Source organism: Gluconobacter albidus (assembly GCF_002005485.1).
Taxonomy (GTDB): domain Bacteria; phylum Pseudomonadota; class Alphaproteobacteria; order Acetobacterales; family Acetobacteraceae; genus Gluconobacter; species Gluconobacter albidus.
In genome coordinates, this window is sequence record NZ_CP014689.1 from 499911 (window position 1) to 514360 (window position 14450).

12 protein-coding genes are annotated in these 14450 nt (G+C 60.7%); 4 read left to right on the forward strand and 8 right to left on the reverse strand.

All coding sequences use genetic code 11. The features are described from left to right. Positions 1-4: 4 nt before the first annotated feature. On the reverse strand, positions 5-730 hold the full coding sequence (locus A0U94_RS02155) for a response regulator (protein WP_062108919.1): 726 nt from the start codon (positions 728-730) through the stop codon (positions 5-7). A gap of 81 nt (positions 731-811) precedes the next feature. Further along, positions 812-1855, reverse strand: a complete 1044-nt coding sequence (locus A0U94_RS02160; RefSeq protein ID WP_062030185.1) for a cysteine synthase A — start codon at positions 1853-1855, stop codon at positions 812-814. 68 nt (positions 1856-1923) lie between these two features. Here A0U94_RS02160 and A0U94_RS02165 point away from each other — a divergent pair, with 68 nt between their 5' ends. After that, a complete protein-coding gene (locus A0U94_RS02165; RefSeq protein WP_077802305.1) occupies positions 1924-2340 on the forward strand; it encodes a rhodanese-like domain-containing protein in 417 nt (138 codons plus the stop codon). On the opposite strand, the gene A0U94_RS02170 is transcribed toward A0U94_RS02165, so the two are convergent. From A0U94_RS02170 to A0U94_RS02185, 4 genes are all read right to left on the reverse strand, one after another. Further along, entirely contained in the window at positions 2316-3236 is a 921-nt protein-coding gene (locus tag A0U94_RS02170; RefSeq protein WP_077802306.1) for a DUF2272 domain-containing protein, read from the reverse strand. The two genes, A0U94_RS02165 and A0U94_RS02170, sit on opposite strands and share 25 nt — an antisense overlap. A gap of 152 nt (positions 3237-3388) precedes the next feature. Continuing rightward, positions 3389-4486: an S-methyl-5-thioribose-1-phosphate isomerase gene (mtnA, locus tag A0U94_RS02175; RefSeq protein WP_077802307.1), complete on the reverse strand. Its 1098-nt coding sequence runs from the start codon at positions 4484-4486 to the stop codon at positions 3389-3391. A gap of 171 nt (positions 4487-4657) precedes the next feature. Further along, a complete protein-coding gene (locus tag A0U94_RS02180) occupies positions 4658-6037 on the reverse strand; it encodes a glycosyltransferase family 4 protein (RefSeq protein WP_077802308.1) in 1380 nt (459 codons plus the stop codon). Beyond that, positions 6034-7485 (reverse strand): glycosyltransferase family 4 protein, encoded by a 1452-nt coding sequence (locus A0U94_RS02185; RefSeq protein WP_077802309.1) that lies wholly within the window; start codon positions 7483-7485, stop codon positions 6034-6036. The genes A0U94_RS02180 and A0U94_RS02185 overlap by 4 nt, the downstream gene beginning before the upstream one ends. A gap of 541 nt (positions 7486-8026) precedes the next feature. Between A0U94_RS02185 and A0U94_RS02190 the strand changes: the two genes are divergently transcribed. Continuing rightward, entirely contained in the window at positions 8027-8878 is an 852-nt protein-coding gene (locus tag A0U94_RS02190; RefSeq protein ID WP_167369339.1) for an HAD family hydrolase, read from the forward strand. A gap of 224 nt (positions 8879-9102) precedes the next feature. Here the strand turns inward: A0U94_RS02190 and A0U94_RS02195 are convergent, their stop codons facing one another. Beyond that, entirely contained in the window at positions 9103-10839 is a 1737-nt protein-coding gene (locus tag A0U94_RS02195) for a putative bifunctional diguanylate cyclase/phosphodiesterase (protein ID WP_167369340.1), read from the reverse strand. Between the two features lie 60 nt (positions 10840-10899). Here A0U94_RS02195 and A0U94_RS02200 point away from each other — a divergent pair, with 60 nt between their 5' ends. After that, on the forward strand, positions 10900-12045 hold the full coding sequence (locus tag A0U94_RS02200; protein WP_077802311.1) for a glycosyltransferase family 4 protein: 1146 nt from the start codon (positions 10900-10902) through the stop codon (positions 12043-12045). 5 nt (positions 12046-12050) lie between these two features. On the opposite strand, the gene A0U94_RS02205 is transcribed toward A0U94_RS02200, so the two are convergent. Continuing rightward, positions 12051-13049, reverse strand: a complete 999-nt coding sequence (locus A0U94_RS02205) for an aldo/keto reductase (protein WP_077802312.1) — start codon at positions 13047-13049, stop codon at positions 12051-12053. 51 nt (positions 13050-13100) lie between these two features. Between A0U94_RS02205 and A0U94_RS02210 the strand changes: the two genes are divergently transcribed. Continuing rightward, complete coding sequence (locus tag A0U94_RS02210; RefSeq protein ID WP_244178046.1) at positions 13101-14432, forward strand: O-antigen ligase family protein; 1332 nt, start codon at positions 13101-13103, stop codon at positions 14430-14432. Positions 14433-14450: the final 18 nt, after the last annotated feature.

Genomic DNA, 14450 nt, shown 5'->3' on the forward strand with positions numbered 1-14450 from the left:
ACGGTCAGAGACGCTCGACTTCCGCGGCGAGGACATAGCCCCCGCCGCGCACCGTCTTGATGACCTGAGCGTTGCGGCCGTCATCTTCGAGCTTGCGACGCAGGCGGCTGACCGCGACGTCGATGGCGCGGTCAAACGGTCCGGCCTGACGGCCCCGCAGGAGTTCCAGCAGCATGTCGCGCGTTAGAACGCGGTTGGCGCGCTCAAGCAGGGCCATCAGCAGGTCGTACTCGCCACCCGTGAGGGAGACTTCCGCGCCGTCCGGGTTCAGCAGGCGACGGCGGACGGGATCGAGGCACCAGCCTGCGAAATGGATCTTGCGGGTATCGGCAACCTGCCGCTTGTCTTCGACATCGCTCGTCCGGCGCAGGACCGCGCGGATCCGGGCCAGAAGTTCGCGCGGGTTGAAGGGCTTGGCGACGTAATCATCCGCGCCGAATTCGAGGCCGATGATCCGGTCGGTCTCGTCGCTCATGGCGGTGAGCATGATGATGGGGACATTGTCCTGCGTGCGCAGCCAGCGCGCGACTTCAAGGCCGCTTTCGCCGGGCAGCATCAGGTCCAGCACCACGAGCTGGTAATGGCCGTTCGCCCAGGCCTTGCGGGCTTCGCGGGCGTCACGGGCAGCCGTCACGCGGAAATGATTGCGCTCGAGGAACTGGCTCAGCAGTTCGCGGATTTCGCGGTCATCATCCACGACCAGAAGATGGGGCAGTGTTTCCGTGCTCATGACCAGAGGCCTTTCAGGAATGCTGTGACCGCGTTCGGACTGCTGGTGTCGCCCCGGACGAGGGGCGACACGGAGGCGAGGTCAGGCCAGCCAGGGCGGGACAGGCAGGTTTTTCGCACGCAGGAACTCCGGGTTGAACAGCTTGGACTGATATCGGGCACCACCGTCGCACAGAATTGTAACAATCGTATGTCCGGGTCCAAGGCGACGTGCGGTCCGGATTGCGGCAGCAACATTGATGCCGGACGAGCCGCCAACCGAGAGACCTTCGTTCGATGTCAGCGAGAAAATCTGCTCCAGTGCCTCGGCGTCAGGAATGCGTTCTGCGTCATCGGGGGCCGAGCCTTCCAGATTGGCGGTCACACGGCCCTGACCGATTCCTTCGGTGATCGAATTTCCGGTGGCGGTAAGGTCGTTGGACTTCACCCAGCCGTAAAGGGCCGAGCCTTCCGGATCGGCGAGAACGACGCGCGGTGCGGCCTTTCCGGCTGCTGCAGCCTGATCGCGCAGGCCCAGCGCGATTCCGGCCAGCGTGCCACCCGTGCCGCAGGCACAGGTGAAGGCGTCAATTTTTCCGTCCGTCTGTTCCCAGATTTCGCGGGCCGTGGTGGCGCGGTGGCCTTCACGGTTGGCGGTGTTGTCAAACTGGTTGGCCCAGAACCCGCCGATTTCTTCAGCGAGACGGCGCGAAACATGGACGTAATTGCCCGGATCGCGATAAGGCTTGGCGGGCACGAGCCGCAGATCCGCGCCGATCATGCGCAGGAAGTCCAGCTTCTCACGGCTCTGTGTTTCCGGCACGACGATCACGGCCTTGCAGCCCACCGCATGGGCGACCAGCGTCAGGCCGATTCCCGTATTGCCGGCCGTTCCCTCAACGACCGTGCCGCCGGGTTTCAGGGCGCCGCTTTTCAGGGCATCATTGATGATCGCAAGAGCGGCGCGGTCCTTCACGGAGCCGCCGGGGTTCATGAACTCGGCCTTGCCGTAGATATTGCAGCCGGTTTCCTGGGAAGCGCGTTCAAGGCGGATGAGGGGCGTGCCCCCGATCGCGGCGGTCATACCCGGGGAGACAGTCTGCCATCCGATCGTGGCAGCCTGGCGGTTCGGAGAGAGGTCGGTCATACGGTAACTCCTGTGCTGGCCCGTGCTGGATGAATTATAGAACGCGTTTTGGAAGGATGAGAAAGAGCATGAAGGTTCTGACAGCAAGGCAGGCGTGGGACATGCTTGAAAAAAAGCATGGAACGGCCTCTGAAAATGATGCGCAGCCTGTTCTGGTAGATGTGCGTACCCCGCCGGAGTGGATGCATGTGGGACTGCCCGATGCGGATGCGATGACCGCGCCGCTTGTGTGTGTGACCTGGCAGCCGGACCTTCAGCGTGAATTCCTTGAGGCTCTGGTCGAAGCTGTTCCCGACCAGCAGACGCCGCTTTTGTTCCTGTGCCGGTCGGGCGTACGCTCCCATCATGCCGCACTGCTGGCGGAAAATGCCGGTTATGCGGATGTCAGCAATATCGTGGACGGATTCGAAGACCAGCACGGACCCGGCAAGGGCTGGCGTTCCAGCGGCCTGCCGTCGGCTTACATGCCGCTGTCGGGTTCCTGATCCGCGTCGTAATGCACTTCCAGCACGGCGCACCAGGGATAGCGGCTGTCGTAGCTGTGCCCTGAACTGTCGGCGATCATGCCGTTGGCGTCCGTGGGAACATGGGTAAGGGCCACAGCATCATCCACGTTGCCACCGACAATGCTCAGCTCGTGTCCGAAAGGCTGAGCATTCTGGTTGGTGGTCGACACGATGCCGCAATGGGCTGGAAAGCCGTAGCTGGTCGGCAGCATGGAAAAGGTGACGGTCTTGCTCTTGCCGCGCCCGACGCAGATCAGATCGCCGAGTCTGGGGGCATAGGTTCCGGGATCATGGGCCGTCACGCCGCTGGACTGCCCGCTGGCGGCGGCGTTGATATAGGTCGAGTGATTGGGAGAGTATGGAAAACGCCCATTGGCGCCCGCGATGCGCATCACATATGAGATGAATGCAGCGGACCAGGCATAATGGCCGTCATGCTCGATTTCGAAGCGGGTCCCTTGGGAATCCGTCTTACCCGTCCAGCCGACTTCCGTCTCATACGGGTCCTGTCCGATCCACCAGTACTCGCCGATCCGCTGCCAAAGGCCGGGGAGCCGTTCGGGCTTCAGCGCCGCATCTGTGGGTTCGGGACGATCTTCGGGGTTGTCGTCCGAGACAGGGGAGCCGAACATCCGCCATTCGCGCAGAGCGATGGCTGCAACGTCCTGCCGGTTGAACGGCTCGAAATTGCGGGTGGCGAAGTCCGGAACATGGACGTCGTAACCTGCCGGACCAGTGGTTCCGTTCGCATACTGGGCGTTCGGCGTGCGGGCCGGATACGGGCTGACACTCTGCTGGCTGGAACATGCAGCCAGTGCGAGCAGGGCGGCCGTAGCGGCTGCTCGCCTGAAAAGATGCGAATCTGGCACTGTTATCCTCGTGTACCCATCATGACTTCAACTTGAACGGCATGTGACACAGAGCGTCAAGGACGGGTGCTGGCTGATGGAGAGGCCACGGCCTGCAAGGAACGCCCGAACGATCCGAAACCATAGCGGAGCGCAGGCCTTGCAGGGGTGTGCAGACTTCACGGACTGTCTGGAAATAGCGACCGCAGTCCGATTTCGCTGGCCTCACAGCGGCCGCGCTCTGTGATGAGACCTGTCACGAGGCGGGCTGGCGTGACGTCGAAGGCCGGGTTTGCGGCCGGACTGCCGAGGGGCGCGATGCGGACGCGGCTGGCGTCTCCCCGGCTGTCGAGGCCTGTCATGAACAGTACTTCGTCGGCGCTACGCTCTTCGATCGGGATTTCCTTCACGCCGTCACGCACGCGCCAGTCGATCGTCGAGGACGGCAGCGCCACCCAGAACGGCACGTTGTTGTCATGCGCGGCAAGGGCCTTGAGATAGGTGCCGATCTTGTTGGCCACGTCGCCCTGCGCCGTGACGCGGTCCGTGCCGACGATGACCATATCTACCCGTCCGGCCTGCATGTAATGGCCGCCGGCGTTGTCTGCGATGACGGTATGCGGCACGCCGTGGCTGCCAAGTTCCCATGCCGTCAGGAGGCTGCCCTGATTGCGGGGGCGCGTTTCGTCCACCCACACATGGACCGGAATACCTTCGTCATGCGCCATATAGATCGGGGCGAGGGCCGTGCCCCAGTCCACGGTGGCGATCCATCCGGCATTGCAGTGCGTCAGAAGATTGACCTGTCCCTGACGGCCCTTGCGCTCCCAGATCTCGCGGATCAGCTCCAGTCCGTGACGGCCGATGGATTCATTGACCTGCACGTCTTCGTTGCAGATTGCATCGGCTTCGGCATAGCCCGCGGTGACACGCGCGGCTTCCGGAACAGCCTTGAGGTGCTTGACCATACGCTCGATGGCCCAGCGCAGGTTGATGGCGGTCGGGCGTGTAGCGACGAGGAAAGCTGCGGCCTTGTCCAGAGCATCGTCGGAAGCATCATCCTGAAGGGCGAACACCAGACCATAGGCTGCAACAGCCCCGATCAGCGGCGCTCCGCGGACCTGCATGGTGGTGATGGCTTCAGCCACGCCGCCGACGTCCCGGAGTTCCAGAAGCTCTACGTTCCAGGGAAAGCGGGTCTGATCGAAGATCCGGATGCTGCTGGCATCATCGGAAGGGCGCCAGAGGCTGCGATAGGAAATGCCGTTGATTTTCAAGGGAGCGCTCCTCGGAATGCCGGAAAGACGGGGCTGCAGCCGGGGTGCGGGACGCCCCCATGCTGATGGAACCTGTGGTTCCTGCATGTGCGTGATCTGCGGGTCTGACTCAAGCCCCTGCGCGTGAAACTTTCATGCACAGGGGGCGGGAGGGCTGAAGACGCAGGATTTTCAACGCTGGACGGCGTCGAGAATGACTTTTGCGCCAGTGGTCCACGGAACAGGTTTGAACTCGCTCCGCACCTTCTGGGTCCACGCAGCCAGATCTTCCGGATTGTCGATAACCTGACGGATCAGGGCATAGGCCTCGCTGAGGTTTCGGGGATTGAAGTAGCGCCCCAGTGCTCCGCCTGCTTCAGGGATGGAGGTCGTGTTGGAGGCGATGCAGGGGCGGCCCATGGCCAGACCTTCCGTCACCGGAAGGCCCCAGCCCTCGAAGAAGGACGGGAAGACCGAGAAGCTGCAATCGGAATAGAGGCGTCGCAGTTCGGCATCGGACGGATTCTGGATGAAGCGGATTTTGCCATCCAGCCATTTCGTATTCTCAAGCTGCTGCATGAGATCGGAAACCAGCCAGCCCGGACGTCCGGCGAACACGAGGGTCGGCACCTGCTCGGTGGGCATGTCTTCCAGCATCTGCCGCCAGATGCGGAAGAGAAGCATGTGGTTCTTGCGCGCCTCGATCGTGGAGACGAACAGGACATAGGGCTCACTCACCAGGCGTTCGACAGGCATGGCGGTTTCCGCCAGTCCGAACTCAGTTCCCATGGGAACGTGCTGGACCGTGATGCCCGTTCCGATGCCTTCTTCCGCGAGATAGGACTGGACGTCCTGAGCCGTAGCGCGGCTGTTGGCGAAGATCATGTCCGCCAGAGGCAGCACGGCATGATGCCAGGCCCGGAATGTCGTGATGACGCCAAGGTCGCACCACTCCGGACAACGTATGGGAACAAGATCGTGCATCAGGAGCCCGAAAGACACGCGCAGTTCATCGCGCAGCCACCGGACCGTCTGTACATAATTCCCGTGATGCCACGGAGAACCCAGCGTTAGGAAAACGTCACCGGCCGCGATGGCTTCCCCCAGAGGCGTTCCTTCGGCGTGCTGTGCGATGTTGGTGCTCGACTGCCGACGTCGCCGGTGCAGAGCCGTCCGGCCTTCGTTGACTGCCAATCTTCCCAGCCCGGCCCACAGGCTGGCCAGGCCTCCAAGGACCTGCCCTTCCGTTTGCAGGATACGGATCAATGTCTGGCGTGGCGTTTCATTTTCGGCATGCTGCATGGCAGATAGCAGCGGAGCCGATGTTTTCGCGGCTTTGGCGCCGCTGTCTTTCATGACCTGCCGCAACAGCGTGTCGACCACAGCCCAGTCAATGGTTCGGAAATCCCGTGGATCGTGCTTGTTCGCTCCACGACGGACAAACTGTACGTCATGTCCATGCAATGTTCGCAGGGCCGCGCAGAGTTCGAACACGACACGCTGGATGCCGCTCGGTCGTCCATGATGGACGAGATGGAACAGCAGATCGTCAACGTCGATCCAGAGGGTCATGACGTCCTCCCATCCACGTGAGCCGCATGACAGGCGTCCAGGATGGCATCAGCCGTATCCTCCCAGGGCGTGGGTTTGAACTGTGTCCGGACCTGTTCCTGCCATTTCGTCAGGTCTTCGCGGTCTTCGATCGTCTCGCGAACGACGCGATAGGCATCGTCGATGTTCTCCGGATCGAAATAGCGCGACAGCGGGCCGCCCGCTTCTGGAATGGAGGTTGCGTTTGACGCCACGCAGGGGCGCCCGTTGATCAGGCTTTCCGTAACCGGAAGGCCCCAACCTTCAAACAGGGACGGGAACAGCGTGAACATGCAGCCATCATACAGATGCGCCAGTTCATCATCTGATGGATCCCGAAGGAGGCGGATCTTGCCGCGCAGCCAGTCGGTGTTTTCAAGCTGCTGCATGAGGTCGGAGACGAGCCAGCCGACCCGCCCCGCGAAAACGAGCGTCGGCACCTGTTCGGGGGGCAGGTCAGCGACCAGACGACGCCAGACGCGGAATGCCAGCATGTGGTTCTTGCGCGCCTCGATTGTGGAGACGAACAGGACATAGCTTTCCGGCGCAGGCAGCCCTTTTGGCCGCTCCCCTGTTACCTTGCGAGGTGGCCCGAAGCCGCTGCCGATTGGAACGGTCTGTACGGGCGCCAGCAGCTTCAGGCGGTGCTTACGGGTGTAGTCATCAATGGTTTTCGCTGTGGCGTGGCTGATAGCAAGAAGGCGTCCGCACTGTGGCAGAGTCGTATCCAGCCAGTGTCGGAAATCACGGATCAGGGACAGTGCGCACCATTCCGGCCGGATGGCGGGAATGAGATCGGACAACAGCAGGACAGGCTGGATGCCGTAAGCCTTGCGCATCCGGGCCAGCCGCTCGCCGAAGTCGGGTTCCGACCATGCCGCGCCGAGGATCAGGAAGATATCGCCGGGCTTTGGCTGGTGGGCCGTAGAGGATACTGCCTGAGGCTGCACCACAGTTGACGTTCGCGCCGTTGCTGTTTCCGAACTGCGGTTCAGCTGCTTTTGTACGAAACGGCGCAGCAGACGCAGGACGCGCAACTGGTTGACAGCTATCGTCAGCAGTGGGCGTGCCAGCTCGGGTGGCAGGCTCTCGATGCGCCTGATGACGGTATGACGCAGTTTCCGAACAAAGGCCCGGGGTGTCGTCCGTGATTGGGGTGTCGGGCGGCTGATCTGTTCGACTTTTTCATCGGCGCGGACGGCAAAAAGGTTTTCCAGATCATCAAAAGAGACCGTGGAGAAAAGCTGCGTTTTATCCTGCCCGCGTCGGATCAGTGAAATGTTGCCGATGCCTGGTTTGGTCGCGGCCTGTTTGCGGATGACATGCAGGATTTCGTAGACAAGCCGCTGAATTCCGCTGGGGCGCGAGTTGTTTTCGAAATACTGGAAAATGTCTTCGACGTCGATCCAGATGGTATAATCTGCTTGCATATGTCCGGACTAGCTTTGTGGCGGCCGACAAGGACGCCGGTCTGTCAAACGATATTCGTGTTAAAGTTTAGGTAAGCCCCGGTGGATGGGCAAGGGCATTGGGAAAAGGCAGAGGCTTTGTCCCGCAGGATTGATTGGGTCATGGGAGAGTTCTGCTGTGCACAGCGTTACGGTTCATCAGTGCGTCATTCTGCTTGAAGACCCTGTATCAGGTGCGCTGCCCCTTTCGCTCACTCTCTGTGGAGACAGGCCGTTTCTCGCCTGGGTCATGCGGGAAATGCAGCGCTTCGGTGTCGAGGAGTTTGTGGTCCTGACCGCGCATGGATCTGTGGACATTCTGACCTCCATTGAGAATCTCGGATCTTTTCTCCCCAAACCTGCAACAACGGTCACAAGCGTTATACCGCCCGGAATGGGAACCGGAGGGGCTCTCCGTCATGTCCGGTCATGTCTGCATGAGAGGTTTTTTCTCTGCCCTGCGAACACGCTGTTCTCCTGCAATCTGGCACACTTTCTGAGAGTCGCCCGGAATGGACACTGGATGCTGTTGCGTTCTGCTGCTTTGCGGGATCAACAGACAGAAATCCTTTTGGGCGAAGAAGGATCTGTGTCGTTTCGCCAGAGCCCTGAAGCTGCGGGCCAGTCTGTACAGTTCAGCACTGGACTGTGTCTTTTCGATGCCGCGATTTGTGAAATCCTGACGGAAACCTGCTCTCTTGAGCGGGATGTGCTTCCGAAACTGGCGAAAAACGGGACTCTCCGGGGGGTGTCACTGGCAGGAGATTTCTATAGCTCTGCCAGTGACAGCGGATTGGAAAAAATCCTGGAGGAGATGTCGCTGCGGTTGCGTCGTGCTGCTGTTTTCCTTGATCGCGACGGTGTCATTAACCAGGACTTCGGGTGGGTAGGAACGCGAGAGCGCTTCGAATGGGAACCGGGTGCCCGCGAAGCCGTGGCCCGGATGACTGATAACGGTCATCACGTTTTTATCGTGACCAATCAATCCGGGATTGCGCGCGGATTTTATTCCGAAAGCGACCTGGAGACACTTATGGACTGGGTCATCGATAGTATTCGCGAATACGGCGGTACCGTGGATGACTGGCGGTACTGTCCCATGCATCCTGATGCCCGGATCGCGCGATATCGCGGACACAGCGCCGACCGTAAACCGGGGGCCGGCATGCTTCTCGACCTGTTACAACGATGGGAACTGGATCCTGCGCGCTGCGTCCTGTTTGGAGACCAGCCGACTGACATGCAGGCTGCACAAGCAGCAGGAGTGCGGGGGATCATGGTTGGCCCTGACAGTCTGGCCGTTCTTGTCCCGGAAGAGGGCGTGTCATTGTATGAAAGCGGGGGTCTGGAAAGCGCTCGACAGGCTGCGATATGATAGTTACAATTTGTATCAAATAGTCTGAATGGAAAGATGATGGCGTCTTACAGGAACACGGAGACATCCCTGCCTCGCATTTCCTCTAAGCTTCAGCAGTCCGGAGGATGCGATCTTGCGGAAAAAAGTTCTCTGAGCGCAGTTGAGAAATATCGTCTGTTACGTGAGACACGTCGTATCGTCAGACGGGAGCGTCTGGCTGAGACACGCAAACCTGAAAGAGGTCAGGACAGATGATCTCTGGAAATTCTGGCGCTTTGCCGGGGTAGGGCCGTCGTATCGGTCATGCCCGGACAGGCTGATAGATCTGCCAGAGGGGCAGGGCGCCCCATCAGGAAGCCCTGTGCCGTCGTGCAGGACGTATGGCGCAGCATGTCGAGTTGTGCAGCCGTTTCCACGCCTTCGGCGATCACTTCCATCGACATGGCATGTCCCAGTGTCATGATGGCGCTGACGATGCTCTGGGCCTGTGGATCGTTCAACATGTCCCGGATAAAGGAGCGGTCAATCTTGATCCGGTCAAAGGGAAAGCTGCGCAAATAGTTGAGGCTTGAGAACCCGATACCGAAGTCGTCCATGACGATCTTGACGCCCAGAGCGCGGATCTTGCCCATGGTTTCCAGATTACGCTGTACGGCGTCCAGAAATATGCTCTCCGTCAGTTCGAGTTCGAGCCTTTCAGCAGCGAGCCCTGTCTGAAAAAGGGTCTGGATGACCGCGGCATACATGTCGTCATGCGCGAACTGGACGGCAGAAATGTTGACTGCGATCCTGATATGCGGCGGCAGTCTGCTCGCCTGGGCACAGGCTTCCAAAAGCACCCAGCGGCCGATCGGGACAATCAGATTGCAGTCTTCAGCAACCGGGATGAACTCGTTCGGCGCGATCACGCCTCTTACGGGATGCTGCCAGCGCAACAGGGCTTCAACACATTCGACCCTGTTCGTCTTCAGGCAGATCAGGGGCTGGAATTCTAGAAAAAATTCGTTTGATTCAAGAGCCCGGTGCAGGTCGTGTTCCATCTCGCAGCGATGCTGGACATCGGCCTGCATAACCGGATTGAAGCTGATCCAGTCCGGAGACTGAAGGCGCCGGGCTTCACTCAGGGCGAGTTCGGCATAATGACACGCTGTCTCGAAGCGGTAGGTATCGAACGGCAGAAGGCAGCAGCCGATACTGGCTGTTATGTGAATTCTGTGTCCATCCACCGGAAGGGTGGTGTGAAAGACATCCCGCATAATCTGTGCCCAGCGTGTGGCCTGAGCCGGATGTTCGTAGGGAAAAGGGCAGAAAATCCCGAACTCGTCTCCGCCGAACCGGGAGACGATGCAGTCCTCGGTCAGAAATGTCTGAAGCCGTTGCCCGATCGCGCTGAGAAGGTCATTGGCAATTCTGGTGCCGTAACGCTCGTTGATAGTGCGGAAGCGGTTGATGTTGACGTGCAGAAGAATGCCTGCAGGTTGCGGCACCGTATTGTTGGTGAAGAAGCCTTCCAGCTGCTTTTCAAATTCCTGCTTGCTGCACAGATCCGTAGCGGATTCAGGAGGCGGAAAGGCGGTGGCAGCGGAGATGGGCGTGAGGAATGTGACGGCCAGCGCCAGGCAGTCCTTGTCGTTCCGGCGAAGGGGAGCCAGTCGGAACTGGACGGGAACGGCTCCGTCCTGCAGGGTCATGAGTTGTCCGGAATGATACTGATTGTCCGGCGCGACTTTCAGGGCTGCGGGAAGAAGATTTTCGAGTAAGAGGGAATTCTGGAGATCGGTCCCGAGGCAGGAAAGGAGAGGCCTGTTGGCCTCAATGATCCGGTCCTGATACAGAATGGCCAGTCCTTCGCTGGAGGCGTCGGCGAGATGGTGAATGGGAAAGAGTGTCGCGATGTTTTCCCGGGACGCAGTCTTCGAAAGGCATATGTCCGCGCACGGGCGTTCTCCTTCCTGACCTGTTCTCTGGGAAATACGCACAATCATTTCCATCCTTTAATCTCGAGGTAAGATGCCTCGGCTTCTGTTAAGAAACTGGAAATGTCGAACAGTCAGGAATCGCTCAAACTGCAACAAAATGTTGCTGAGAACGAATATGACACGATTCATGCGCGGATTCTGACCATCCTGCCGCCCCGCGAGCGTTACGAAGCGGGCCATGCGGGGGCAATCTCCCTGTTGGTCAGCCGGCTCGCCAGCGCCGGGGACCATGTGGCGGGCAACGGAGCGGTAGGCGTGCCTCTGTCTGGCGGGCAATATCGGCCGTTAGTCCTGCCGCGGGTTCCTCTGCCGCACGCCTGGCGTCTGCGGCTGGCGTGCGTGGCCATGATGCGGTCGTACCAGCCGGCTTTGACGGAAATTCATAATCGGCCCGATCTGGCACGTTTTCTGGCACGGTTCGGGCCGGTCCGTCTGGTTCTGCATAATGATCCCTGCGGGATGCGAGGTGCACGGTCGGTCCGACAGCGTGAGGCTCTGGCGCGGCATGTACTGGTTTGTGGCGTTTCGGACTGGGTCATCCAGCGTTTCAGGGAAGGCTGCGGTCCGATCCGGATTGAAGTGCAGCCTAACTGCCTTGATCTGTCCGCACTCCCGGTTTCGCGAGACCGGGAGAAGACAGTCCTGTTTGCCGGGCGGGTTGTGGCGGACAAGGGCGTGGATGCGTTCGTGCGCGCCTGGGGGCATATCCGGGCGTCTCATCCGGAATGGCAGGCTGTTATCATGGGGGCGGATCGGTTCGGGCCAGACTCTCCGGAAACGCCTTATCTGAAGCAGCTTCGGCCGCTGGCGGCAGCTGCCGGGGTCATGATGACAGGATACCGGCCCCATGACGTGGTTTTGGACGCAATGGCGGAGGCCGCGATTGTTGTGGTGCCGAGCCGCTGGCAGGAGCCTTTCGGCATGACCGCGCTGGAAGCCATGGGGTGTGGCGCCGCGGTTGTGGCGTCGCCTGTGGGCGCGTTGTCTGATCTGGTCGGGGACGCGGCGCTTCTGGCGGCACCGGATGATCCAGGGGCGCTGGAGCAGGCCCTGAGCCGTCTGATGGACGATGACGGTCTAAGGGTAAGGCTGGGCGCAAAAGGGCGTGAGCGGGCTACCCTGTTTGACGTCGGGGCGGCCCGTCTTCGCGTGGAAGAACTGCGGCAGGCGGCGATTGTATTTGCCGGGCGCCTGCCGCGATCCTAAGAGCCTCAGTCCCGCTGGGGCGGAGCCATGAAGGTCGGGTCGATGGCTTTCGGCACGTGGCGTGCCAGAATGTCGTCCACGGCTTTCTTATCCTCGTCCGTCAGGGTCCAGCCGAAGACATCCTTCACCCCTGAGACCTGTTCGGGCTTGCGGGCACCCCACAGGGCGATGACCGGACCCTGATCGAGAACCCAGCGGACGGCGAAGGCCATGGTGGATTTGCCACGCTTCTCGGCGAGCTTTTTGAACTCTTCGACGGCTGCGAGATAGCTCTCGAAGTTCGGCTTCTGGAACTTCGGATCGTTCGAGCGCAGATCGTCCTTGGGGAAGGTCGTGTCCTGGCTCATCTTGCCGGTCAGCAGGCCGCGACACAGGGCGCCGTAGGCCAGAATGACGGCGTTATTCTTTTCGGCGTAGGGCAGGATGTCCTTTTCGATCGTACGTTCGAACAGATTCAGCGGCGGCTGGATCGTGGCGATCGGGGCGACTTCGCGGAAAATGTCCATCTGTTCGGGCGAGAAATTACTGACGCCGAGGGCGCGGATCTTGCCTTCCTGATGGAGCTTCTGGAGTTCGCGGGCGCTCTCGTCGATGGGGGTCTTGTCATCGGGCCAGTGGATCTGTTCGAGGTCGATCGTTTCCACACGCAGGCGACGCAGCGAGTCTTCGACTTCCTTGCGGATACGGGCCGGGCGGGAGTCCCGGAAAACCTTCATGTTCTTTTCGTCTTCGCCGACCCAGTGCAGTCCGAGTTTGGTGGCGACATGGGCTTTGTTGGGCTTCTCAGCCAGCGCGCGACCTACGACTTCCTCGGAATGCCCGAAGCCATAAACCGGGGCCGTGTCGATCAGGTTGATGCCTTCGTCGAGGGCCGCGTGAATGGTGCGGACGCCATTGTCATCGTCGGGGCCGCCCCACATCCAGCCGCCGATGGCCCAGGTGCCAAGGGCCACGCGGGAAAGGGGCGTGTCGATGCCGGGGATGAGGATGGTGTCGGATGCCATGATTGTCTCCACTGGAAATAGACAGTAACGAAAAAGCGCTTCGGACTGTAAGTGGTTGCATGCGAAGCGGAAACCTTCCATCCACTGGAGATGTGCTTCTCTCCTTCCGCCGTGACCCGGATTGGCCGATGGGCCGCCCTGGTCCTGCCTCTGGCCCTGACGCATGTGCGCGTGGCAGGTGAGGCCGATCTTGATCTTCTGGCAGTTCTTCTGCTGCTCCATTCGTCCCTGACCGGGCGGCGGCAGGGCGGATGGGACTGGTTCCGCGAGCCCTGGGTTGTCGCGACGTTCTGCTGGTGGGGCTGGCAGGTTCTGTGCACGCTGTGGGTGTCGCCGGGACATGGGGCGCTGGTTCAGGCGCTGCTGGCGATCCGTTTTCCACTTGCGGCGGCCGCACTGGGTTGTTGGCTGCTCCGGGATGTGGTCTGGCGCAGGCGTGTGCTGTGGCTGACCTGTGCCTGTGGCGTTTATATTGCGGTGCAGATGCTGGTTCAGGCCGTGTTTGGGCGCAATCTGTTCGGGATTCCGCGCTTTCATGATGGAACGCTGACGGGCCCTTACGCACATCCCCGAGCTGCGGCGCCGCTGTCCCGGCTGGTTCTGCCGCTGCTGATGGTGGGCTGTGCGGTGGCGGAGGGGGCGCGGAGTCGTCTGAGGCGGACGCTCGGGCTGTGTGCCGCCACAATTCTGGCTGTCGGGATCATGGTACTGGCGGGGCAGCGGATGCCGCTTGTGCTCTCGCTTCTGGGGATCGGCGTGTGTGCGGTGCTGTACCGACCCATGCGTCCTGCGGCGCTGGCGGCGGCGGCGATGTTGCCGGTCCTGGTACTGCTGGCGCGGCTGTTTTCGCCGGGCAGCTTCTTTCATCTCGTGACACTGGCGCACGAGCAACTCACGCATTTCGGCCAGTCGCCTTATGGGGAAATTTATACCCATGCGGTTGTCATGGCACAGGCGCATCCCTGGATCGGTCAGGGTTATGATGCGTATCGACATTTCTGCGCGGATCCAGCCACGTTCCACGGACTGTTCTGGCTTTCCAATGCCGTACCGGCGAGGGGCTGGATGGTTTTGTGTGTGCAGCACCCTCACAACCATTATCTTCAGGCTCTGGTCAATGCCGGCGTGCCGGGACTTCTGTTGTTCGTGCTGATGATCGCGACATGGCTGAAGGCGATCTGGCCGGGTAGGGACGGGCACGCGATCGCAATCGGTCTGTTTGCGGCGGTGCTGATTCAGGAATGGCCGATCGCCTCCACGTCGGATTTCCTGAACCTGCCGCTGAGTGGCTGGGGGTTCCTGCTTCTGGGGCTGGCCCTGGCCTATCGGCCGTCCCCGATACGGAACGGGTTTCAAGCGGGCGGGGTCCGGCCTATATCGTAAGGCAGATTACGGAGGCCT